The sequence below is a fragment of the Bradyrhizobium sp. CB3481 genome, from assembly GCF_029714305.1.
Taxonomy (GTDB): domain Bacteria; phylum Pseudomonadota; class Alphaproteobacteria; order Rhizobiales; family Xanthobacteraceae; genus Bradyrhizobium.
Map to the genome: position 1 here is coordinate 985,949 of NZ_CP121647.1, position 24,052 is coordinate 1,010,000.

The 24,052-nt window shown below is 62.1% G+C and carries 16 protein-coding genes, 2 tRNA genes, 2 rRNA genes and 1 riboswitch (1 of these 21 only partly in view); of the genes, 9 read left to right on the forward strand and 11 right to left on the reverse strand.

The genetic code is table 11. The annotated features are described in order from the left end of the window. Positions 1–92 precede the first annotated feature (92 nt). Complete coding sequence (locus QA643_RS04725; RefSeq protein ID WP_283032047.1) at positions 93–323, forward strand: hypothetical protein; 231 nt, start codon at positions 93–95, stop codon at positions 321–323. A 169-nt stretch (positions 324–492) separates the two neighbouring features. Here QA643_RS04725 and QA643_RS04730 read toward each other — a convergent pair whose 3' ends face one another. Genes QA643_RS04730 through QA643_RS04740 form a run of 3 tightly spaced genes read right to left on the reverse strand, consistent with a single transcriptional unit; the run spans position 493 to position 3,404 of the window. Next, entirely contained in the window at positions 493–1,431 is a 939-nt protein-coding gene (locus QA643_RS04730; protein ID WP_283032048.1) for a prephenate/arogenate dehydrogenase family protein, read from the reverse strand. Next, a complete protein-coding gene (hisC, locus tag QA643_RS04735) occupies positions 1,428–2,525 on the reverse strand; it encodes a histidinol-phosphate transaminase (protein ID WP_283032049.1) in 1,098 nt (365 codons plus the stop codon). Before hisC ends, QA643_RS04730 begins: the two co-directional genes overlap by 4 nt. Before the next feature lie 30 nt (positions 2,526–2,555). Next, a complete protein-coding gene (locus QA643_RS04740) occupies positions 2,556–3,404 on the reverse strand; it encodes a chorismate mutase (protein ID WP_283032050.1) in 849 nt (282 codons plus the stop codon). Positions 3,405–3,569: 165 nt separating this feature from the next. Continuing rightward, positions 3,570–3,649: riboswitch (SAM riboswitch) on the forward strand. An 88-nt stretch (positions 3,650–3,737) separates the two neighbouring features. Here QA643_RS04740 and QA643_RS04745 point away from each other — a divergent pair. Together QA643_RS04745 and metW are read left to right on the forward strand one after the other, a co-directional pair. Further along, complete coding sequence (locus tag QA643_RS04745) at positions 3,738–4,937, forward strand: homoserine O-acetyltransferase (RefSeq protein WP_283032051.1); 1,200 nt, start codon at positions 3,738–3,740, stop codon at positions 4,935–4,937. 4 nt (positions 4,938–4,941) lie between these two features. Continuing rightward, positions 4,942–5,610, forward strand: a complete 669-nt coding sequence (metW, locus tag QA643_RS04750; protein WP_283032052.1) for a methionine biosynthesis protein MetW — start codon at positions 4,942–4,944, stop codon at positions 5,608–5,610. 168 nt (positions 5,611–5,778) lie between these two features. Here the strand turns inward: metW and QA643_RS04755 are convergent, their stop codons facing one another. Next, on the reverse strand, positions 5,779–6,651 hold the full coding sequence (locus QA643_RS04755) for an alpha/beta hydrolase (protein WP_283032053.1): 873 nt from the start codon (positions 6,649–6,651) through the stop codon (positions 5,779–5,781). Between the two features lie 260 nt (positions 6,652–6,911). On the opposite strand from QA643_RS04755, the gene QA643_RS04760 reads away from it, so the two are divergent. After that, complete coding sequence (locus tag QA643_RS04760) at positions 6,912–7,751, forward strand: TIGR02594 family protein (RefSeq protein ID WP_283032054.1); 840 nt, start codon at positions 6,912–6,914, stop codon at positions 7,749–7,751. 139 nt (positions 7,752–7,890) lie between these two features. Here the strand turns inward: QA643_RS04760 and QA643_RS04765 are convergent, their stop codons facing one another. The 3 genes from QA643_RS04765 to QA643_RS04775 all read right to left on the reverse strand — a co-directional run bounded on the left by QA643_RS04765 (position 7,891) and on the right by QA643_RS04775 (position 11,900). Beyond that, the gene (locus QA643_RS04765; RefSeq protein ID WP_283032055.1) at positions 7,891–8,670 is read right to left on the reverse strand and encodes a phosphatase PAP2-related protein; all 780 of its coding nucleotides are present in this window, start codon (positions 8,668–8,670) and stop codon (positions 7,891–7,893) included. Positions 8,671–9,195: 525 nt separating this feature from the next. Beyond that, the gene (locus QA643_RS04770) at positions 9,196–10,239 is read right to left on the reverse strand and encodes a YihY/virulence factor BrkB family protein (protein WP_283032056.1); all 1,044 of its coding nucleotides are present in this window, start codon (positions 10,237–10,239) and stop codon (positions 9,196–9,198) included. Positions 10,240–11,114: 875 nt separating this feature from the next. Then, on the reverse strand, positions 11,115–11,900 hold the full coding sequence (locus tag QA643_RS04775) for an MOSC domain-containing protein (RefSeq protein WP_283032057.1): 786 nt from the start codon (positions 11,898–11,900) through the stop codon (positions 11,115–11,117). 220 nt (positions 11,901–12,120) lie between these two features. Here QA643_RS04775 and clpB point away from each other — a divergent pair, with 220 nt between their 5' ends. Further along, positions 12,121–14,760 carry an ATP-dependent chaperone ClpB gene (gene clpB / locus QA643_RS04780; RefSeq protein ID WP_283032058.1) on the forward strand — a complete coding sequence of 880 codons (2,640 nt, stop codon included), beginning with the start codon at positions 12,121–12,123 and terminating at the stop codon, positions 14,758–14,760. Positions 14,761–14,800: 40 nt separating this feature from the next. On the opposite strand, the gene QA643_RS04785 is transcribed toward clpB, so the two are convergent. The 4 genes from QA643_RS04785 to QA643_RS04800 form a co-directional block, all read right to left on the reverse strand. Next, positions 14,801–15,085, reverse strand: a complete 285-nt coding sequence (locus QA643_RS04785) for a hypothetical protein (RefSeq protein ID WP_349253256.1) — start codon at positions 15,083–15,085, stop codon at positions 14,801–14,803. Positions 15,086–15,258: 173 nt separating this feature from the next. After that, positions 15,259–15,618 (reverse strand): SPW repeat protein, encoded by a 360-nt coding sequence (locus QA643_RS04790; RefSeq protein WP_283032059.1) that lies wholly within the window; start codon positions 15,616–15,618, stop codon positions 15,259–15,261. 179 nt (positions 15,619–15,797) lie between these two features. Further along, entirely contained in the window at positions 15,798–17,423 is a 1,626-nt protein-coding gene (locus QA643_RS04795; RefSeq protein WP_283032060.1) for a hypothetical protein, read from the reverse strand. A 186-nt stretch (positions 17,424–17,609) separates the two neighbouring features. Continuing rightward, a complete protein-coding gene (locus QA643_RS04800; RefSeq protein ID WP_283032061.1) occupies positions 17,610–19,679 on the reverse strand; it encodes a M23 family metallopeptidase in 2,070 nt (689 codons plus the stop codon). Between the two features lie 866 nt (positions 19,680–20,545). Between QA643_RS04800 and QA643_RS04805 the strand changes: the two genes are divergently transcribed. From QA643_RS04805 to QA643_RS04820, 4 genes are all read left to right on the forward strand, one after another. Continuing rightward, positions 20,546–22,034, forward strand: a 16S ribosomal RNA gene (locus QA643_RS04805). Between the two features lie 245 nt (positions 22,035–22,279). Continuing rightward, positions 22,280–22,356, forward strand: a tRNA-Ile gene (locus tag QA643_RS04810). A 36-nt stretch (positions 22,357–22,392) separates the two neighbouring features. Then, positions 22,393–22,468: transfer RNA gene (locus tag QA643_RS04815), tRNA-Ala, on the forward strand. A 386-nt stretch (positions 22,469–22,854) separates the two neighbouring features. Further along, positions 22,855–24,052, forward strand: a 23S ribosomal RNA gene (locus QA643_RS04820); it runs 1,648 nt beyond the window's last position. The 16S and 23S rRNA genes sit together here with 2 tRNA genes alongside, the layout of an rRNA operon.

The following is a 24,052-nucleotide window of genomic DNA, read 5'->3' on the forward strand; positions in this document are numbered from 1 at the left end:
GGTGGCTGCACTGTCACGGGAATGTTGCGGCCGAAATCCCACTCCTGTTCTCCGACGGCCCGCAGCGATGGGTCGATAATGAGGAGAACAAAATGTCTATGATCCGGTTTCTCGGCGCAACCACTGCACTGTCTTTGTTGGCCTTGTCGTCCGCGGCTTCGGCCCAGCCCGTAATCGACGAGCCGGGAATGTTCGCCTTCTTCCATCCCAACGGCGATCTCGGCATCGGAGCGGCGCGACCGCCGATTGAGGCGCAGGCAATGGCGCCGCGGATCGTGATGCGGCACCCGATCCATGCGCGGCCCATGAAGTTGCGGAAATGACTTACTGAGGCTTACTGGTCCGGGTATCCCTCAGCGTCATGTATGGAGCGAAGCGACGAAGCAATCCATCCATCCCCGTGCTGAAGTGTGGATTGCTTCGCGGAGCCTGTCATCGGCGTTCATTCGCGCGACCCGTTGGTTCGCAATGACGGCCGTGAGAGTCAGCCTCTTAATCCGCCTTCTTCAGCGGCGGATGTGGTCGGCCGAAATCGGCGGCGGCGGAATCCTGGCCGATCTCGACGATGCCGCGGCGGATGGCACGGGTGCGGGCGAAGTGGTCGAACAGCGCCGCGCCGTCGCCGCGCCGGATCGCGCGGGTGAGCTTTGACAGATCCTCGTTGAAGGTGCCGAGCATTTCCAGCACGGCCTCCTTGTTGTTCAAGAACACGTCGCGCCACATCGTGGGATCGGACGCCGCGATGCGGGTGAAATCGCGGAAGCCGCCGGCGGAGAATTTGATGACTTCCGACGACGTCACCTGCGCGAGCTCGTCCGCCGTGCCGACGATGGTGTAGGCGATCAGGTGCGGCAGATGGCTGGTGATCGCCAGCACCAGGTCGTGATGGTCCGGCGTCATGGTCTCGACCTTGGCGCCCATGCCGGCCCAGAACGCGCGCAGCGCCTCAACCGCCATCGGATCGGTGCCCTCGGGCGGGGTGAGGATGCACCAACGGTTGATGAAGAGCTCGGCGAAGCCGGAATCCGGCCCCGAATGTTCGGTGCCGGCGACGGGGTGCGCCGGAACGAAGTGGACGTTGGCAGGCAGATGCGGCGCCATCTCGCGGACGATCGCGCCCTTCACCGAACCGACGTCGGAGACGATCGCGCCGGCTTTCAGGTGCGGCGCGATTTCCTGCGCGACCGCGCCGCAGGCGCCGACGGGGATGCAGAGGATCACGAGGTCGGCGTCCTTGACGGCCTCCGCGTTGGTCTCCAGCACATGATCGACAATGCCGAGTTCAACCACCCGCGCGCGCGTCTTTTCCGAGCGCGCGGTGGTGACGATTTCGCTGGCGAGGGCTTGCGCCCGTGCCGCGCGCGCGATCGAGCCGCCGATCAGGCCGAAGCCGATCAGCGCGACGCGCCGAAAGATCGGTGCGGCGTTCATTTGGCCGCCACGAAGTCGCGCAAGGCATCGATAACGAGGCGGTTGGCCTCCTCGGTGCCGATGGTCATGCGCAAAGCGTGCGGCAGGCCGTAATTGTTGAGCGCCCGCAGCACGAGGCCCCGCTTGGTCAGGAACGCGTCGGCGTCGGCCGCGGTCTTACCCTTCTCATTGGGAAAGTGGATCAGCACGAAATTCGCCACGCTCGGCGTCACCTTCAGTCCGAGCTTGCCGATCTCCTCGGTCAGGACGTTGCGCCACTCCTCGGTGAACGCCTTGGATTTCTGGACATGCGCGGTGTCCTCGATCGCGGCGACCGCCGCCAGCATCGCCGGCGTCGAGACGTTGAAGGGGCCGCGGATCCGGTTGACGGCATCGACGATGTGCGCCGGGCCGAACATCCAGCCGATCCGCAGCGCCGCCAGCCCGTGGATCTTGGAGAAGGTGTGCGTCATCACGGTGTTGTCCGTGGTCGCCACCAGCTCCAGGCCGAGTTCGTAATCGTTGCGCGAGACGTAGTCGGAATAGGCGGCGTCGAGCACCAGCAGCACATGCCCCGGCAAACCGGCGCGCAGTCGCTTGACCTCGTCGAACGGCACATAGGTCCCGGTCGGATTGTTCGGGTTGGCCAGCCACACGAGCTTGGTCTTCGGCGTGACGCGCGCCAGGATCGCATCGACGTCGGCGGTGTAATTGGTCTCGGGCGCGACGACGTTCTTGGCGCCGTTGGCCATCGTCGCGATCGGGTACACCAGAAAACCGTGCGCGGTGGAGATCGCCTCATCGCCCTGGCTGAGATAGGTGTGCGCCAGGAGGTTGAGGATTTCATCCGAGCCGGCGCCGCAGATGATGCGGTTGGGGTCGAGCCCATAGGCACGGCCGATCGCCTCGCGCAGTACCCTCGAGGTTCCTTCCGGATAGTCCTCCAGATGCGCCACCGTCTCCTTGTAGACTTCCATCGCCTTCGGCGACGGCCCGAACGGGGTCTCGTTGGCGGACAGCTTGAACACCTTGCGACCCGGCTCCGGCACCGGGGACTTGCCGGGCGTGTAGGGCGCAATATCGAGAATGCCGGGATTCGGCACGGGGCGGTTCATCTTCAACTCCGGAAATGGCGGGGCGGTGACTTAAGGCTTGGCCGACCCATTCGCCGGCACCGTATAGCGCGTTGCGTGGCTGCCGACGAGGGCCGAAGAGCGCACCGAGGCGCCGGCCTGGATCAGGGCAGCCTTGATCTTCTCGAAACCGGTGCCGGCATCCGACACCAGGAGCGCCGCGCCGTCGAAGGCGGTATCGGGCACCGCGACGATCTCGGCGAGCGGCGCCACCGCGCGGGCGATGTCGGCGTTCCATCCGGAGACGCGCACGCTCCAGGTCTGCACTTCCGTCACCATGGCATCGTCGGCGACCCGCGAGATCACGAACACCGGCAGCGCGGCCGGATGATCGGCGCGCTCTAGGAACGGCAGCCGGGCGATGATCTTCGGCGCGCCTTCCGTCTCAAGCAGATTCCACCACGGCGTGCGGCTCGAAATCGCGGAGACCAGCGCCAGATCGCCTTTCGATTTCGCCACCGCCTCGACGGCGGCCTGGGCGCTGAAATGGCCGACATAGGGCACGACAAAGCCGAAGTGAAAGCGCGCCGAATCCCGCATCGCGGACTCGCCGACCGAGACGTCGGCATGCACCGCGAACGGCGCCTGGACATAGGTGAACGTCGAGATGATGACGCGCCAGATGCTCTCGATGGTGTCGAGCGGCAGGATGCCGCGATGACGCCGCACCAGCTCGCGCATCATGCTGGCCTCGCGCGCCGGCCGGAACGCGGAGCCGACCTCCTGGGTCTGCTTGACCTGGATCAGGCGGTCGATGATGTCGCCGCGCGCCATCAGCAGCCGATGGACCTGCTCGTCGATCGCATCGATCTCCTTGCGCAATTCCTGCAGCGAGGGCGGGGCCGGGGGAACGTTGGACATTTCGAAAACCTTCAGTGCCGGATCGATCCAAAATCGCCGGCAAGCCTGCTCATTGCTTAGAAAAGACGGCCACTGAAAGCAAAGAGAAACGGCAGGCCCGGCGCGAGCCGCAACCCGGTTAACCATGGGCGTGCCTTGACGAAAAGCCCGCCAGCGACTAATTTTAGGCTATTCCGTGGTCATTTGAGCCGGCCGGCTTGCAGCCACGTTAAACAACTCGCTAAACAGGCCGGGGACAGAGTTGATCCCGGCCGAACCTTTCGTTCAGGCCGGGTTTTTTATGGCCTGATTTCTGTCTGATAAGGGCCTCCGCGGGGAGGCGGATGGCACGTCATGGCAAACCTGCATTCGATACCAAGCCCGTCGATCCAGAGCGGGGACCGCGCGCACGAGGCCGATCATCCGACGTCGCTGCTGGCGGCGTTCGGCATGGAGCAGCCGCTGCGGCTCGACTGCGGCGTCGACCTTGCGCCGTTCCAGATCGCCTATCAGACCTATGGCGAGCTCAACGCCGACCGCTCCAACGCCATCCTGATCTGCCACGCGCTGACCCTCGATCAGCACGTCGCCAACGTGCATCCGCTGACCGGCAAAGCCGGCTGGTGGGAAATCATGGTCGGCCCCGGCCGCCCGCTCGATACCGAGAAATACTTCATCGTCTGTTCGAACGTGATCGGCGGCTGCATGGGCTCGACCGGCCCGGCCTCGACCAATCCGGCCACCGGCAAGGCGTGGGGGCTGGATTTTCCGCTCATCACAATACCCGACATGGTCCGTGCGCAGGCCATGCTGCTCGATCGTCTCGGCATCGAAACGCTGCTCTGCGTGATCGGCGGCTCGATGGGCGGCATGCAGGTGCTGCAATGGACGGCGGCCTATCCGGAGCGCGTGTTCTCCGCGATGCCGGTCGCCTGTGCGACGCGGCACTCGGCGCAGAACATCGCATTTCACGAGCTGGGCCGGCAGGCCGTGATGGCCGATCCGGACTGGCATCACGGGCGCTATTTCGAGCAGGACACCCAGCCGCATCGCGGACTCGCCGTCGCGCGGATGGCGGGACATATCACCTATCTCTCGGACGCCGCGCTGCATCGCAAGTTCGGCCGGCGCATGCAGGATCGCGAGCTGCCGACCTTTTCGTTCGACGCCGATTTTCAGGTTGAGAGCTATCTGCGGTACCAAGGCTCGTCCTTTGTCGAGCGCTTCGATGCCAACAGCTATCTCTATCTGACACGGGCGATGGATTATTTCGACATCGCCGCCGACCATGATGGTGTGCTGGCGAAGGCGTTTGCCGGCATCAAGACGCGGTTCTGCGTGATCTCGTTCACCTCGGACTGGCTGTTCCCGACCTCGGAATCGCGTGCCCTGGTGCATGCGCTGAACGCGTCCAGCGCGCGGGTGTCGTTTGCCGAGATCGAGACCGACCGTGGCCACGACGCCTTCCTGCTCGACGTGCCCGAATTCTTCGACATTTCGCGCGCCTTTTTGGAATCGGCCGGCACCGCGCGCGGCCTGAAAAACGGTGGTTGATATCATGGCGCTTCAGGACCAGACCCTGCCGCTGCCGGGCATCGTGCCCGACCGCACCGGCAGCGATCGCACCGATCATCTTTTGGTCGCTGGTATGGTTGAGCCAGGCTCGCGCGTGCTCGACGTCGGCTGCGGCGATGGCGAACTGTTGCAGCTCCTGGAAAGTCGCGGCATCGACGGCCGCGGCATCGAATTGTCGCGCGAGGGCGTCAATCGCTGCGTCGCCAAGGGCCTTGCGGTGGTGCAGGGCGACGCCGACACCGACCTCGTCAACTATCCCGACGACGCCTTCGACTACGTGATCCTGTCGCAAACGCTGCAGGCGACGCGGCAGCCGAGGGTGGTGCTGGAGAATCTGCTCCGCATCGGCCGGCGCGCGATCGTCTCGTTCCCGAATTTCGGCTTCTGGAAGATGCGGCTGCAGCTCCTGATCGGCGGCCACATGCCGCGCACGGAGAATCTGCCGGCGACCTGGTACGACACTGCTAACATCCACTTCTGCACCATCAAGGATTTCGTCGAGCTCTGCGACGAGATTAACGTCAAGATGGAGCGCGCGGTTGCGCTCGATCTCTACGGCCGCCCGGTGCCGCTGAACCTGCCCTGGTGGGTCTGGAACATGTTTGGCGAGCAGGGCGTGTTTTTGCTGAGCCGGGGCGGCAAGGGGAAGTAGAGAAAGCGTGCCGCAACGGCAGTCCACTCCCTCTCCCGCTTGCGGGGGAGGGCTGGGGTGGGGGTGCTTCCACATAACGCGCTCGTCGAGTGGAGAGAGCCCCCACCCGCCGCGCGCTTCGCGCGCGTCGACCTCCCCGCAAGCGGGAGAGGTGCACTACCGCTGACGCTAGACCACCGCCTTCACCATCGACCTCGGATCCCGCACAGGCCACCTCCCGGCCTCCACCAGTGCGATGAACCGCTCCACCATCTCGTTGAACAGCGCCGGCTCCTCCAAATTCAGCACGTGCCCTGACTTCGGAAAGAACGACAGCCCCGCCGCGGGGAGATGCTTCTTCAGGAACAGGCTCGGCCCGACGCAATTGTCGTCCTCGTCGCCGCACAGGATCAGCGTCGGCGTCGGCACTCTGCGGATCGCTTCCGTCATCGTGTAGATCGAGGGACGCTTGCCCTGGAAGCTGCGCATCGTGTTGGCCGAGCCTTTGGCGTCGTGCCGCGCCAGCGCGGCGTAGAAATCGGCATGGCCGCGCGGGTCCTTCAGCAGGAACGGAATCCGGCTCGGCGCCTCGCGCGTCACCTTGGCGACCTCGATCGAACCGATCGCCTCATACTGCTCGGCATTGGCGACGCATTGAGCGCGAAAGGCGCTGAGATTTTCCAGATCGGAGCCGGCGCCGACGGCCGCGAGCGTCATCGATAATGACCGCGCCGGCGCGTTGAGCGCGATCTGCAGCGAGGAATAGGAGCCCATCGAGAGGCCGACGAAATGCGCTTTGTTGATGCCGAGGTGATCGAGCACGGCGAGCGCGTCGGTATAGAAATAGTCGTAGGTGTAGACGTCGGCCGTATCAGGCACGTCGGAGGGCGCGTAGCCGCGCGCCGAATAGGCGATGCAGCGATGGCCGCGCGAGAAGTAGCGCATCTGCGGCTCCCAGTTGGTGTGGTCGGCCGCGAACTCGTGCAGGAAGATGATCGGCGTGCCGCTTCCGGCCTCTTCGAAATAGAGACGGACACCATCTTTGGCGATTGCGTGGGGCATTTCGTTTTCCTCATCATTTTCTTGTTTTTGCGCAACTTCATTACGCAGTGAGCGGTTCAAAATCGCAATTAATTTTCGGGGCTGCAATACGGCGGAAGCGATCCCTTTTCGCCATGGAATCCGCGCGGAATCACCTCGAAATTGTTATCCCGCCGCCACACGAAATCTTCCTCTCGTCACATCCCGCAATGCAAAACGCCGCCCGCGTTCGTTCGTAGACGAACGCAAGGGGAAGGTGGGGGTGCTAAAGAGGACCAAGTATGAGTCAGTTGTTTGCGTTTCGCCGGTCGGTTCGTTTCATCGCACTGGCGCTGTGTTCGGCTTCCATCTTCGTATTTGTCTCTCCGGCTTCAGCAAGACCACACCACGCAGGGCGACATGCCCGCGCCCATCACGCCGGCCACTACAAGCATCACGCCTATCGCCACCATCGCCATGCGCACAGGATGTCGCGCTGGGAGCGCGGCGCTGAGCAGAGGCAGGCCGGCGGCTTCGCCGAATTCAATCCGAGCTACATGCCGGGCGGCACCCCGATGACGGCGCCCACCGGCTTCGGTTCGCAAAGCGTCGCCGAGGCGGGCGCTGATCGCGCCAGCCGCCGTGCGAAGGCGCGGCACGAGGCGCGCCCATCGCGCTGGGAGCGCACCGTCGCGCAGATGAATGCGCGCGGGCTTGGCGATGCCAATGCCAGCGTCGCGCCGAATGCAACGGTGACGCCGGCTGGCGGCGCGATGGCCTCCGGCTACGGCGCCTCAGGTCTCGTCTCCGAAGCGCGAAAGTATCTCGGCGGCAATCCGACCGGACGCGGCAGCCTGTGGTGCGCGCGCTTCATGAACATGGTGCTGCAGCATTCCGGCTATCGCGGCACCGGCTCCGATATGGCGAACTCGTTCGCGAAATACGGCCAGCGCGTTTCCGGCCCGCAGGTCGGTGCCATCGCCGTGATGTCGCGCGGCCGCCGCGGCGGCCATGTCGGCATCATCACCGGCATCGACGCCAAGGGCAATCCGATCATGATCTCCGGCAATAACGGCAACCGCGTCCGCGAGGCGCCGGTCTCGCGCGGCCGGATCTACGCCTACGTCATGCCGACGAGCTAAGGCCATTCGATCGCGGGGTGGGCAAAGGCGCGCCAGCGCCGTGCCCACCATCGCCGATGGTTCGCCCGAATGTGCGCCCGATGACAGGTTCTTTGCCCGCGGGACGATGCGAGAGAGGCGCGCCGGCCGTTCGGATGATTCAGTCGGTGTTGGCTTGACCACCCGGCATCGGTTCATCGCGGACGACGTGCAACATGAACGGCTTTGGGGCGGGTCCATATCCACTGTCGGCTGCCATCAGTTTCCGTCGGCTCACCCGCTTTGGTCTCGGCGCAGCCTGGTTCTCGGAGGAACGAAACAGCGCGTAGTCGCGGCTGAACAGCCAGCACGAAATCTGGAAGACGCCGTGGGTGATGAACAACGCGGCCAGCACATCGATCGAATAGTGGTAATGGCCGAGTAGTACGACTGAACCGAAGAAGCCGGTCAGCGCAAGATAGAACATTCGCCAGAGCGGGATGTGCCAGAAGGCCAACGCTGCGAGCAACGGCAGACCCGTGTGGCCTGAGAAAAACAGATCGCTGCCGTAGAAAATCGAGTTGAAGAACGGCGCCGCCTTCTGCGGATCGATCGGCGATGGCGCCATGTGGGTGAGCGCCACGAATACGGCGCGGACCAGCAGGAAAAGCGCCGTGGCCTTCAGTGCGAATGGCAGCCGGTTCGGTCGCCAGGCCAGCAGGCCCGTCGTGATCACGAACGCCGCAAATGTCCCGTAAATGAACAGAAAGCGCACGTTGAAGGGACCAACCCGGCTCAGCACAAAATCGGTTACGTAGTTGCTGGCGTGGACCGTTGCATAGCTGACCGCGGCGAAGATCGCGATGGTGCTGGCGGCGAGAAACACAGTGCCCTCGCACAGCGAACGCACATACGCGCGATTGACGAGCAGCGCTCGGTAGAGCTGTACGGCATTTTCCATGACCGGTGCTTCTCCGTGCGCAGACTTCTGCTGGGGTTAAGCCAATCGTCCAACCGGGAGCGCGCTACTGTAATTCCAAGCGCGATGGCCGCGTGTGAAGCACGCCACAACTGCCTGCCGGGCTCTCAGTTCCGTGAAGATGTTTCATGCGGAGGCGGGGGACGCAGCAGACGAGCGGCGGCAATGAAGTCGTTTCTCAGCTCGACGAAGACGTCCTGAAACAGACCTATGGTTTAATCTCGTCACGCCACAACGGACGGCTGTTTTGAGACGTCATTTTATCAGCGTGATTTATTAGCTGCCGTGCGAGCGCTGTCCGAGCTTCTTGTCGTCGGGATTCAGGCTCACCGGAGATTTGCCTGATTGAGTCACAGGTGTCGTCATGCGCGAGGATATTACTTCTTACAGCTTTCTTGCCGTTATCGTGGTGGGTTTGATTGTCGTTTGTACGGGTCTTCTCGCGCTTGCAATCTGAAATCCAAAGCGAAGCGACCTGGACGGGACGGCCCGGCCGTGAGCGCTTTCTCACGCTTTCGCTGCGCCGACCGTGTCGGCCGTCTCGGCGTTGCGCGCCCCGAGCGGTTTAGGGCCACCTTCGGTCGTATCCTCGGCGGTCTGATGCTCGATCTCGGCGTTGAGTTCGGCGCCGAGCAGGATGACGATCGTCGACATCCACATCCACATCATCAGGCCGATCGCCGCGCCGAGCGAGCCGTACGTCGCGTCGTAGTGCGCGTAATTGGCGAGGTAGAACGAGAGCAGGGCGGAGCCGGCGAGCCAGGCTACCGTTGCGAATAGACTGCCGACGGTGATCCATTTCCACTGCGGCGCGCGGCGGCTGGGCGCGAAGCGATAGAGCACGGCCAGCGCCAGCAGCGTCAGGACGACGAGCAGCGGCCAGCGTCCATAGCGGATGATCGCGTCAGTCACGGCGCTGAGGCCGATCGCCGACAGGATGAGCGGCAGCGCGACGATGGCGCCGATCGCGACCAGCACCGCGACGAGGCCGCCGATGGTAAAGGTCAGCGAGACGGCGTTGAGCCTGAAGAAGCCGCGCTCCTCCTTCTCCTCATAGGCGACGTTGAGCGCATCGATCATCGCCTTCATGCCACCGTTGGCGCTCCAGAGCGCCAGCAGGAAGCTGAGGGCGAACGCGGCTCCGAGCTTGATGTCGCCCTTGGAAAGCACGCGATCGACCTGCTCCTTGACGATGTCCATCGCGCCGCCGGGCAACATCGACCCGAGCGAGGCGAGATGCTGGTTGACGGTACTGGCATCGGCAAGCAGCGCATAGCAGGAGACCAGGGCGGTGATCGCGGGGAACAGCGCCAGCAAGCCATAGAACACGACGCCGGCCGCCACTGCCAGCAGCCGGTCCTCGTTCATCTCCTGATAGGTGCGCAGCAGGATATCCTTCCATCCCTTCCACGGGATCTGCCAGGGCGTGAGGGCGTGCCGTCCGCGGTGGACAGCTTCCTGGTCACTTTCGGGGTGAATGGCCGTGGCAGGCTCGGACCCGGAAGCGTTGCGGGGATCTCGTCTTGGATCGATGTATCTCACATTGGGCATGGCGCCGCTCAGGATGTCATCGGTCAATCCGCACGGCCCGCTCCTGTTCCTCGACGAGAGATCTTCTTCGCCGCTTGGGCCCTGAAGGTATCAGCTTCCATCCACCCAGCTCTGTAGAGTGGGCAAAGGAGCACAAGCGACGTGCCCACCATCGATCACAGAGTGCGCCGCTTAATGGTGGGCACGCTGTCGCTTTGCCCACCCTACCGCATCTGCGCTCTGCGACTGCCCGACGGGCAAATCACTTCTGGTTTTCAGAAACAACGTCAAGTCGATAATTGCTGAAAATCAGAAATATTCCGCTTTCGTTTTCACCCAAATCAGCGGCATAAATACCGCCGTCTTACCGCGAGATGAGGGGCGTTGGCCATCGTCACTGACGCGCGGGGAGATGCGATGGACGCCGATGCCATGACAGACGAGTATGGCTGAGGCGTACGGCGAAGTCGTGTGGTTCTGGCGCCGTGGTGCTGGCGTTAAGCCCGAAGGTAGCGAAAGCCGCTCGCGGGCGACGGAGGCAAAAGAGCCGTTCTCCGGGAAGAGCACGAAGTAAGCCGTAGAGCCATTGCGCAGGGAAGGCCGGGATGCTTCCGCCGAACCTGTATGCTCGTGTGCACCTCTTGCTATGCGCATATTGGCACACGAGACCGCGGGTGCGGCGCGCACCCGGTCTTCCCTGCGCCCTCACAATGGAGGGGGCGGAAAGTTTCAGCAAAACCTCGGACAATTCATGTCGCGAGATCGTGGCCTCATATTCAGTTGTCATTCCCGCGAAAGCGGGGATCCAGTATCCCAGAGACGCCAGTGATTGAACCGAGAAGCCGCGGCGTACTGGATCCCCGCATGCGCGGGGATGACAGTCGTTGCGCCTACACCTACAACAGCGCCGCCTGTTCCGCTGCGATCGTGTCGCCCGCAGCAATCGTGCCGCCCGTCACCACCTCGGCGTAGATGCCGCAGTCGCCATGACCGAACCGGCGCTGCAGCGCCGGCGGGATGGCGAGGTCGCGCTGGGCCGTATCGGGATCGACGTTGACGGCGGCGCAGCGGACGATGCGCTTGACCACTTTCAGGCGGACATCGCCGATCGAAAGCGTCCGGTCGAGCAGGTCGAATTCGTGCCAGGCCGGCCAGCCCTCGACATAGAGGTTGGCGCGGAAGCGCAGCGGATTGACCGGGGCGCCGACGATATCCTCGATGGCGCGGACGCTGGCGAGGTTGATGATAGAAACGACCTTGCGGGCGACGTCCGAAAAACTGTGTCCGGGACTTTCCAGGAGCTTCGGCGGCCCCTTGATCTGGCCGGCAAAGGCGGTGGCAAAGAAGCTCTCGATTGCTGCCCGGCCCTCGGCCGTCGCCAGATTGCCCTGGGCGGCGACTTCGCCATTCCGGCGGATCGTCAGGACCTGGCTGGCGTCGTCATAATGGGTGCGCAGGCCGGCCAGCCATTCGTCCCGCATCAGCATCAGGAAATGCGGTTTCGCCAGCCATTTCGGCATTACAGGGTCGAAGCCGGACGGGCCGTTTTCGATGGCGTAGCGGCGGTCGGCCAGCAGGGTCTGGCCCGGCTTGAGTTCAGCCCGGGTCAGTTGTTCCGGGGTCAGGCCCTTGACGGGGTAGCGGTAGATTTCGGCGATCTTGGCGGGGGAGGTTTCAGGCATGCGGCTTCTTAAGGGATTCCCTAACGCTTCGCTAGCTTCGCGAAATTGCCGCGGCGCCTCTTCCGTTTCGGCCGGCAGTGCCCACATTTGCGTCAAGCCTGAAAACAGGGCGACGACCCGCGGCCGCTTGAGGAAAGTCAATGCGGTCCGCGTACCCCCCAATGAAGATGCCGCAATCATGCCTCAGGGGTGAGGGCGGTAGGCCGAGGGAATCAAAAAGATGAATATTGAAAAGTACACCGAGCGTGCGCGCGGCTTCATCCAGTCTGCGCAGTCGCTCGCGATCCGCGACGGACATCAGCAGTTCTCATCGCTGCATGTCCTCAAGGTTTTGCTTGATGACAGTGAGGGACTGGCCGGAGGTCTGATCGACCGCGCCAGCGGCAACTCCCGCGCCATCCTCAAGGCGACCGAGGACGCGCTGAAGAAATTGCCGAAAGTCTCGGGCAGCGGCGCCGGGCAGATCTATCTCGCCCCCGACATGGCGCGCGCCTTCGACGCGGCGGAAAAGGCCGCCGAGAAGGCCGGCGACAGCTTCGTCACGGTCGAGCGGCTGCTGCTCGGCCTGACGCTGGAGAAGAACGGCGAGGCCGGCAATATCCTGAGCAAAGGCGGCGTCACACCACAAAATCTCAACGCGGCGATCGAGTCGCTGCGCAAGGGCCGTACGGCCGACAGCGCATCGGCCGAAAACGCCTACGACGCGCTAAAGAAATATGCCCGCGACCTCACCCAGGCGGCGCGCGACGGCAAGCTCGATCCGGTGATCGGGCGCGACGAGGAAATCCGGCGCACCATCCAGGTGCTGTCCCGCCGCACGAAGAACAATCCGGTGCTGATCGGCGAGCCCGGCGTCGGCAAGACCGCCATCGTCGAGGGCCTGGCGCTGCGCATCCTCAATGGCGACGTGCCGGAAAGCCTGAAGGACAAGAAGCTGCTCTCGCTCGACATGGGCGCGCTGATTGCGGGCGCGAAGTACCGCGGCGAGTTCGAGGAGCGGCTCAAGGCCGTGCTGCAGGAAGTCACCGCGGCCGAAGGCTCGATCATCCTGTTCATCGACGAGATGCACACGCTGGTCGGCGCCGGCAAGGCCGATGGCGCGATGGATGCGTCCAACCTGCTCAAGCCCGCGCTGGCGCGCGGCGAGCTGCATTGCATCGGCGCGACCACGCTCGACGAATACCGCAAGCATGTCGAGAAGGATGCCGCGCTGGCGCGGCGCTTCCAGCCGATCTTCGTCTCCGAGCCGACGGTCGAGGACACCATCTCGATCCTGCGCGGCCTGAAGGACAAGTATGAGCAGCACCACGGCGTCCGCATCACGGACTCCGCGCTGGTTGGTGCCACCACGCTCTCGAACCGCTACATTACCGACCGCTTCCTGCCCGACAAGGCCATTGACCTGGTGGACGAGGCGGCAGCGCGGCTGAAGATGCAGGTCGATTCCAAGCCGGAAGAGCTCGACCTGATGGACCGGGAAATCATCCGGCTCAAGATCGAGCAGGAGGCGCTGAAGAAGGAAACTGACCTCGGCTCCAAGAGCCGGCTGCAGACGCTGGAAAAGGAGCTCGCCGATCTCGAGGAGAAATCGGCGGCGCTGACGGCGCGCTGGAGCGCGGAGAAGAACAAGCTCTCCGACGCACAGAAGCTGAAGAGCGAGCTCGATACCTTGCGCATCGAACTCGCCAACGCCCAGCGGCGCGGCGAATTCCAGCGCGCGGGCGAGCTCGCCTATGGCAAGATTCCCGAGCTGGAAAAGCGGCTCGCCGATATCGAAGCCAAGGAGGATGCCGGCGAGATGATGGAAGAGGCGGTCACCGCCAACCACATCGCGCAGGTAGTGTCGCGCTGGACCGGCGTGCCCGTCGACAAGATGCTCGAGGGCGAAAAGGACAAGCTCCTGAAAATGGAGAACCAGCTCGGCAAGCGCGTCGTCGGCCAGGCCGAAGCCGTTCACGCGGTCGCGACCGCGGTACGGCGTTCGCGTGCCGGCCTGCAGGACCCGAACCGCCCGATGGGCTCGTTCATGTTCTTAGGGCCTACCGGCGTCGGCAAGACCGAGCTGACGAAAGCCCTCGCGGAATACCTGTTCAATGACGAGACCGCGATGGTCCGCCTCGATATGTCCGAGTTCATGGAAAAGCACTCGGTGTCGCGGCTGATCGGCGCGCCTCCCGGTTATGTCGGCTACGACGAGGGCGGGGCGCTCACCGAGGCGGTGCGGCGGCGGCCCTATCAGGTCGTACTGTTCGACGAGATCGAAAAGGCGCATCCGGACGTCTTCAACGTGCTGCTGCAGGTGCTCGACGACGGCCGCCTGACCGACGGCCAGGGCCGCACGGTCGACTTCCGCAACACGCTGATCATCATGACCTCGAACCTTGGTTCGGAATTTTTGGTGAACCAGCCGGAGGGCCAGGATACCTCAGCGGTGCGTGAGCAGGTGATGGGAATGGTGAGGGCGCACTTCCGGCCCGAATTCCTCAACCGCGTCGACGAGATCATCCTGTTCCACCGTCTGCAGAAGAGCGAGATGGGCCGGATCGTCGAGATCCAGTTCGCCCGGCTGCAGCGGCTGCTCGAGGATCGCAAGATCAGCCTCACGCTCGATAGCGCGGCGCGCGACTGGCTGGCCGCCAAGGGCTGGGATCCGGCTTACGGCGCACGTCCCCTGAAGCGGGTGATCCAGCGCAATGTGCAGGACCCGCTCGCGGAGATGATCCTCTCCGGCGACGTCGCCGACGGCGATGGCGTCGTGATCTCCTCGGAGGGCAACGTGCTGACCTTCAACGGCAAGGCGGCGCAAACCGCCGAGATCGCGCAGTTCGAGGCGCCGGTGCCGAAGCGTAAGCTGAACTGATCCAAATGATCTGCTCCGGCGCCGTGCGCGCCGGGGCATCTTACCCCTGATCCATGGGAGCAGCGGGAGCTCCCCGGCCATCATCGTCATCGTCGGGCTCGAGGTCTGACAGGATATCGACGAGCTCACGAACCCGCCCTGTCGCCAGCGGCCTGCCTGCATTCATCATCGGCTCGTCATTAGCCATCCAAGCCAGCGCCTCGGCGAGTTCGTCCGGCGTTGCACCGGTTGCGATGATGTTGGCAATGGTCACGTCATCGGCTTCGCTGATCGCCTTGATGACATCGTCCCGGGTGATGCGCTCGGATCCCGGCATGTTCGCCATGACATTCCTCCATCGAGGGTTTGCCGATCCACAATCCAATTGCCGCTCCCCATTCAGGTTCCGCGGCGATCAATGAAAGTTGGTGGAGGGAGAAGGATTTGCTGCCGAGTTCATGCGCCCGGCGCTGGGCAGATTGGCCCAACGCCGGGGCCGGCTTATCCCAAAAATTCGCCTCAGCGGCCTGTCGTCAGCCGAGGCGGGATCTGAGACATCATCCAGAGTTCGATCACCGCCAGGATCGCCACGGCCGCGCCGATCACCACATGCACGGTCATTGCGTTGGTTCCCTGGAAACCCAGGACCCACGGCGAAACCAGCGCCCAAAGTCCGACGACGAGGTTCAGCCACTCCTCCCAGACCGCAAATGCCGCCAGTGCCGCAATCGCAAGAGCTGCGATAACGACGCCGGTAATCATGGCATTGACAGTGATCTTTCCGGTGTCAAATCCGAACAGCCAAGGTGAAAGCAACAGAATCACGCCAAGGACCAGGTTTGCAACGTCACAGAATTTTGCGTTCGTCCAGTTTTCCATGACACCCTCCATTGGAGGTTTCCCTATGCAAATCAATCGGATGACCGCGTACTGGTTCCATCGCCCGCCGGAAAATCTAACGAAACTGGCGTGGCTACGGTCGGTTCATGACTGAGCGGGAGCGCGCCTCAGCAGGAACCCTGCAAGAAGTCCTCAGGCGAGGCGGCGTCGTTAGCGCATTACTTCCTCACTGCCTTATAGATCGCGTTTTCCAGATCCGATGAGAAGTAGATCACCCCGGTCGCTCCAACACCAACGCCGGTCGGGATGTTGCTCGGCAGCCCGCCCGGCGCCGCCGGCAAACCGATCGGCAAGTTGGCGGCGATCTCGGTGATGGCGCCGTCCTTCGGGTCGATCGATACGATCCGCTTGGCGCCGACCTCCGCCACGATCAGCTTGCCGTCGGGGGCCACCGCGATGCCTTCCGGCATCTTGAGGTCCTTGGCGATCACGGTCTTTTCGCCATTGGTCTCGACCTTCGAGACCAGTCCGGCGAACGCTTCGGTCAGATAGACGGTGTCGCCCGATCCGGCGGCGAGGCCGACCGGACCCTCGAGGCCGCCGATCACGGCGGTGCGGTCCTTGCCGTGCTCGCCGCTGGCGCGGATCAGGGACTTGGTACCGAGCTCGGCGACCAGAATGGAGCCGTCGCTGAGCTTGACGGCGTCGTGCGGCGCCTTGAAGTCGTGCAGCATCTCACGGGTTTTGCCGGTCTTGCGGTCGATCAGTTGCACCGTACCGGTGAACCAGCTCGACAGCAGCACGTCGTCGCCCCTCGCGGTCGCGCTCATTGGATATTCCAGTGTCACGCCGTCGGCATGCATCCGGGCCGGCTCGGCGACTTCGCCGGTCGAACCGTCCACCGTGCGGTAGGCAAAGACGTCGGCGACATAGATTGTGTCTTTGCCGCCGTCGGAGACCACGCCGATGCCGCCGGGCAGCGCCAGCTTGCCTGATATGATCTGCTTCGCGTTACCGGTCTCGGGATCGACCTCCTGGATGCCGTTGTCGGCCATATTGGAGACGAAGATGCGGTCCTTGTCGTCGATCGCGAGATTGTCGAGCGAGGGTTTTAGTTGCGCGACCATCTTCTTGGCGCCGCTCTTCGGATCGACCCGCACCAATTGGCCGAGCGCGGTGTCGACCACCCAGAGATTGCCCTTGGAATCGAAGTTGACCGCGGCCGGAATCTTGAAGCCGTCGGCGACCACGGAGAGCTCGGCCTTGTCGACGTCGACCCGGGCGACCTGGCCCTTGAACCAGAGCGGGCCGTACAATTTGTCGTCCGGTCCGAATTCGAAGCCGTTGAGCCCGCCCATCTTTTCCATGATCTTGCGCGGCGGCTTATTGCCCTCGACGTCGATCTCATAGAGCGCGTCGCCGAGGAAAACCTGCGTCGCATAGAGCCGTCCGTCCTTGCGGAACGCCAGCGAGTTGATGCCGGGCAGGCCGGAGGCAAGCTTCTTCACCGGACCATCGCCCTTGCGCGAATAGAGGTCGCCGGTGAGGAACGCGGTCCAGGCCATGGTGCCGTCGGGGGCAAACGCGATATCGTCGGACATGCCTTCGGGCGAGGGGACGGCAATCTTGGCCGTGCCGTTGTCGCGATCGACCTCGTAAAGCGCGGCGCCCGCGACGCTGCCGGCGAACAGGCGGCCTGACTTGTCGATGCCGAGGCCGTGCACGCCATGAAACGCCGAGCCCGGCACCAGCTTGGTGACCTCGTAGGTCTGCGCCGAGGCGCCGGCCGCATGTCCAAGAACGATTGCCGCAACGCTCGTTGCAAGTGCAAGCCTGCTCGTCATGACGCTACCTCCCGCGTGTTTTTATAGGAGGCAGTATTTGTCGCGGCGGGCGGTTTGGCAAACGAAACTGTCGGTTGTGGTGGGTGCTGGAAATCTGACTTCCGGCCCGGGAAGCCGTGTCCTACAGGAAATATCCTATCGAGCGCGCTGCGGCCGCGGCTTGGCGCCCGCCCTTATCGGCTGACTTTAACGGCTCACTTGGCGCGTCTGCGGCGTCGTGCCGGTGACTTCGGAAACCCGTGCCGAGTTACCGCGGCTGTTCATCTGGGCATCGAGCCGGTCGCGCTCTTTTTCGAAGCTTGCCAGCATTGGGCCTTCGAGCGAGCGGCCGCGGGGCAGCTTGACGCGCATCGGGTCGACGAAGCGGTTGTTGACGATGATTTCGTAGTGGACGTGGGCACCGGTCGACATGCCCGTCGATCCGACGAAGCCGATCACCTGGCCCTGGCGCACACGCTTGCCGGGCTCAAGGCCCTTGGCAAAGGCCGACATGTGGCCATAGGCGGTCTCGTAACCGTTGTTGTGCTTCAGGCGGACGTATTTGCCGTAGCCACCTTCCCAGCCCGCCTTTTCGACCACGCCGTTGCCAGAGGCGAAGATCGGCGTGCCGTAGGGGGTCGCCCAGTCGACGCCGGTGTGCATCTTGGCATAACCCAGGATCGGGTGGCGACGGCCGCCGAAGCCCGAACGCATGATCGCGTTATTGACGGGCTTGCGGACCAGGAACTTTTTCGCGCTCTTGCCGGTCTCGTCGTAGAAGTCGACGACGGAATCGTCGGGGGTCTGGAAGCGGTAGTATTTCTTGGTCTCGCCGCCGACCGTCAGCGAAGCGAACAGCACCTCGGTCTTTTCGCTGTTGCTGGTGCCCTCGTCCTCGCCGGCGAAGTAGACGTCGAAGGAGTCGCCCGGCTGCACCTTGCGCTGGAAGTCGACGTCGTAGGAATAGATCCGGACCATATCTTCGATGACAGCGGCTGGCACCTTGTTGCGCAGCGCCGTCTCGTAGATGCTCTGGTAGAGGCGGACGCCGCTGCCGTCATCCTCCTCGTCGTCGTCATCGTCCTTGCTGGTCGTGGCTTCAGCGACGGTATTCATGCTCTGCACGTCGACCGCGACATATTTGCCGACATCCGACAGCGCAGCGACGGCTTCGACCGTGGATTCGTTGGCGACGACCACGCGGTAGGGCTGCAGCCGGGCGCCGGGGCCAGGGCTGGAGGGGGCCATCAGGATGCGGATCTTCTGACCTTCCTTCAGGCCGCCATCGCGGCCGCGGGGCCCGAGGGTCAGCGCGACAGCCCGGGCCTCGTCGGGAGTCGCACCGAGATCGCGCAGGATCGAGGCGATGGTATCGCCCTTCTTCACGGTGTGAACGCGCTCGCCGGACGGGTTGCCGCCGGTGATCTGGTCCTTGGTCTTCGGCAGCATGGTGACGTTTTCCGGCACTACGCGGGTCTCGAAGCCCGCATAGGGATCGGAAACGTTGCCTTCGGTGGCATAGGCGAGCTTGAGGTCGGACTGGGCGCCGCTAGCGTCGGCGGCGGCATTGGCGAGCGCCGTGTATCGGACACCGCCCGAGCCGCGCCAGTTCGCGGCGTCCCGCACCCGCATCAGGACTTCATCGAGCGCGACCACGGCGGCCAGTTTCGCCTTCGGCAGCACCGTTGCGAGGTCCTTGGTCACGAAGGAAACCTCGGCGTCGGGCTCGACGGCCTCGGGATTGTTCGGATCCTCTGCGGCGGCCTGGGTCGTGGTGCCGACGTCGGTCAAGAGGCGCTGGGCATTATACGGCGGGATCTTGGAGCTCAGGTCGCTCGTCGTCATCGACAGATTGCCGGAAATGCGGATGAACGGCCGCACCCGCATCACATCGCGGTTTCCAACGCGCGTGGCGGTGGAAACCCGCACCACGCTACGCGAAGCCGTGGATTCGCCGGGCGGCGGCAGGCGGTCGCTCTTGTGGAGTGTGGCGGTGCGATCATTGGCGCCGAACGCCCCACGCAAGGCGCCTTCGACGCGCTCCGGCACCTTGGCAAAGGTCATCTCGCCGTCGAGCGACGCAAAAACGGCGCCGCCGATGAGGGCCGCGCCGCACAGACCGGTCAGGATGGTGCCGCTAAACCATTGTACGGAGACACGGCGGCGATCGATCACCGCAGCCTCGGAGCCATCGACGGAGAGCGGCGGCTCGTGACCGAGATCGATGATCCCGGTCTCGCGTCCATAGCCGCTGCCGCGTGGCGCCTTCTGGCTCAACCCTGTGTCCCCCCAAATTCCATCAACATCCGAAAAGACCTTCGCCCGATCCAGAACCCAGGTTTCCGCCCTTTTGAAGGAAGGAGCGGTTCCGGAACGTGGCATGCCGCACGCATAGAAATTCGGGAATCAGAGGCCAGAAGAAGACCGGCCGGAATCTCGAACGTCAATGGTGTGCAGATCTCTCGAAAGCTTCTCGGCCGCTTGGGAAAGGCGACGGGTTCGTCAAAAATCGCCTGTCCCGGGTAGATGACCACCGGCAGCCCCCACTGGCATTCGGTGATTCATTGCATAGCTTGTAGTCAGAACGTCGCAGGATTGTGGCTCAAGTGCGGCCAAAGGCCCGAAATATAGGGACTTCTTGGCGTCGCAAAAAACTTCGAGGTGATGCGACAATTTCTTGACGAAGGGCGTTGACAACCCCGATCGGGCGGGCCTATAACCCGGCCACTGAGCGCGGCGATGCATTGGCCACGAGGCCAAGGCATCTATTCGCGCCCCGGTAAGCTCCTCATTACGATGAGTGACTCAACAGCCGATCCCAATCGGTTGTTATTTGTCGTCGAGTGAGGTGTGCGGGAACCCTCCCTGAGGGAGGATTGGGGTCTTCGTGATCCCGGGCTGTTTGACAAGTGAAGATGAAGAAAGAGAAACGTGGACGGCGGAGTCCTTGCGTGGTCTCGAATGCCTGAAAACTTCGGTTTTCATCCTTCGGGGCCTGGACGAAAGACTTCGGCGGTACACGTTTTAAAGGTTACACCATCGTTGCCAGCGATGTGAATCGCGGGCAACTCGTCGACTTCGGTCGGCGAAGAATGGTGGGACCTCGTCAAACGTTGTGATCAGCCGGTTCAAGGTTTCAAGTCCAACTTGAGAGTTTGATCCTGGCTCAGAGCGAACGCTGGCGGCAGGCTTAACACATGCAAGTCGAGCGGGCGTAGCAATACGTCAGCGGCAGACGGGTGAGTAACGCGTGGGAACGTACCTTTTGGTTCGGAACAACCCAGGGAAACTTGGGCTAATACCGGATAAGCCCTTACGGGGAAAGATTTATCGCCGAAAGATCGGCCCGCGTCTGATTAGCTAGTTGGTGAGGTAATGGCTCACCAAGGCGACGATCAGTAGCTGGTCTGAGAGGATGATCAGCCACATTGGGACTGAGACACGGCCCAAACTCCTACGGGAGGCAGCAGTGGGGAATATTGGACAATGGGCGCAAGCCTGATCCAGCCATGCCGCGTGAGTGATGAAGGCCCTAGGGTTGTAAAGCTCTTTTGTGCGGGAAGATAATGACGGTACCGCAAGAATAAGCCCCGGCTAACTTCGTGCCAGCAGCCGCGGTAATACGAAGGGGGCTAGCGTTGCTCGGAATCACTGGGCGTAAAGGGTGCGTAGGCGGGTCTTTAAGTCAGGGGTGAAATCCTGGAGCTCAACTCCAGAACTGCCTTTGATACTGAAGATCTTGAGTTCGGGAGAGGTGAGTGGAACTGCGAGTGTAGAGGTGAAATTCGTAGATATTCGCAAGAACACCAGTGGCGAAGGCGGCTCACTGGCCCGATACTGACGCTGAGGCACGAAAGCGTGGGGAGCAAACAGGATTAGATACCCTGGTAGTCCACGCCGTAAACGATGAATGCCAGCCGTTAGTGGGTTTACTCACTAGTGGCGCAGCTAACGCTTTAAGCATTCCGCCTGGGGAGTACGGTCGCAAGATTAAAACTCAAAGGAATTGACGGGGGCCCGCACAAGCGGTGGAGCATGTGGTTTAATTCGACGCAACGCGCAGAACCTTACCAGCCCTTGACATCCCGGTCGCGGACTCCGGAGACGGAGTTCTTCAGTTCGGCTGGACCGGAGACAGGTGCTGCATGGCTGTCGTCAGCTCGTGTCGTGAGATGTTGGGTTAAGTCCCGCAACGAGCGCAACCCCCGTCCTTAGTTGCTACCATTTAGTTGAGCACTCTAAGGAGACTGCCGGTGATAAGCCGCGAGGAAGGTGGGGATGACGTCAAGTCCTCATGGCCCTTACGGGCTGGGCTACACACGTGCTACAATGGCGGTGACAATGGGATGCTAAGGGGCGACCCTTCGCAAATCTCAAAAAGCCGTCTCAGTTCGGATTGGGCTCTGCAACTCGAGCCCATGAAGTTGGAATCGCTAGTAATCGTGGATCAGCACGCCACGGTGAATACGTTCCCGGGCCTTGTACACACCGCCCGTCACACCATGGGAGTTGGTTTTACCTGAAGACGGTGCGCTAACCGAAAGGGGGCAGCCGGCCACGGTAGGGTCAGCGACTGGGGTGAAGTCGTAACAAGGTAGCCGTAGGGGAACCTGCGGCTGGATCACCTCCTTTCTAAGGATGATCCTTCAGCTTAGCTTCGGCTAACTATCGGATCGTTTTAGAAACATCAGTGGCCAACAATCGTCAGGATTGTTGAGCTGCATTGGCGGGATTTCGCCGTCTTCGTTTCTCTTTCTTCGCGGACGAACACGCGCCAGGGGCTTAGCGCTGTGCGAAGGTTTGGCGCTGTGCGACGCATCGGCGCTGGGCTGATTGCGCGCGAGTATGCCCCTGATCCTCAACTGAGGACAGCGTTAGGGCTTGTAGCTCAGTTGGTTAGAGCGCGCGCTTGATAAGCGTGAGGTCGGAAGTTCAAGTCTTCCCAGGCCCACCACTTTGATCGAGTGCGGAGCATTCGTCTTCTGGTTACGGGGCCATAGCTCAGCTGGGAGAGCGCGTGCTTTGCAAGCATGAGGTCGTCGGTTCGATCCCGTCTGGCTCCACCAGATGAAATCGAAGATCGAGCATGCCTCGAATAATCGTCCGCGAAACATCACTTCGCACGCGCTTGTCCGGATGGACTGCGACGTGCGTGATATCTGACATCGTAAAGAGGAGATCGATCCGAGTTTGGATCAAGCGAAGCAATTCGCCTGATTCAATCACTATCTCCGGGATCATTTCGGCGCTCGCCCATCGCAAGATGAGTGAGTTGTAAATGGTCCTCGTTAGCGAAGCTTGACCGCCTCGCTATCGGTTCGATCTTACGAAGCAAGCTGGTCTTTCTAGTCAATGTCCGGCTGCGACAATCGCATTCATCGAGGATGCGTGCCTTCAATGGCAGTTGCGCAGGCAACATTCTGCCGAGTGTGTGGACATTGATAATGAGAGCAATCAAGTGCCTTAAGGGTGTTCGGTGGATGCCTTGGCGCTGAGAGGCGATGAAGGACGTGCTACGCTGCGATAAGCCGTGGGGAGCTGCGAAGAAGCTTTGATCCACGGATTTCCGAATGGGGAAACCCACCTTCGATAGCTGGAACTCCAAGATCTCGTATCTTGGGGTTCGGACAGCAATGTCTGAGACCAAGCCGCGAGGTTTTGGATTTCCAGTTATCAAGTGAAGGTATGAGACTTCCGAATAAAATAGGAGGTTTTAAGCGAACCCAGGGAACTGAAACATCTAAGTACCTGGAGGAAAGGACATCAATCGAGACTCCGTTAGTAGTGGCGAGCGAACGCGGACCAGGCCAGTGATACATCAAAGACAACCGGAACCTGTCAGGAAAGCAGGGCCTCAGAGGGTGATAGCCCCGTACGGGTAATGCGATGATGTATCCACGAGTAAGGCGGGACACGTGTAATCCTGTCTGAACATGGGGGGACCACCCTCCAAGCCTAAGTACTCCTCAGCGACCGATAGTGAACCAGTACCGTGAGGGAAAGGTGAAAAGCACCCCGACGAGGGGAGTGAAATAGACCTGAAACCGGACACCTACAAACAGACGGAGCCCAAGATACGTTCTGGGTGACGTCGTACCTTTTGTATTATGGGCCAGCGACTTAATTTAACGAGCAAGCTTAAGCCGATAGGCGTATGCGCAGCGAAAGCGAGTCTGAATAGGGCGCTAAGTTCGTTGTATTAGACCCGAAACCTAGTGATCTAGCCATGAGCAGGTTGAAGGTGAGGTAACACTCACTGGAGGACCGAACGGGTGCCTGTTGAAAAAGGCTCCGATGACTTGTGGTTAGGGGTGAAAGGCCAATCAAACTGGGAAATAGCTGGTTCTCCGCGAAAGATATTTAGGTATCGCCTCGCACGAATGCTTCGGGGGGTAGAGCACTGGATGGGCTAGGGGGACTTACCGTCTTACCAAACCCAACCAAACTCCGAATACCCGAAAGCAATATGCGGGAGTCACACGGCGGGTGCTAACGTCCGTCGTGGAGAGGGAAACAACCCGGACCTACAGCTAAGGCCCCTAATTCGTGGCTAAGTGGGAAAGGATGTGGAAATCCCAAAACAACCAGGAGGTTGGCTTAGAAGCAGCCATCCTTTAAAGAAAGCGTAACAGCTCACTGGTCTAAATAAG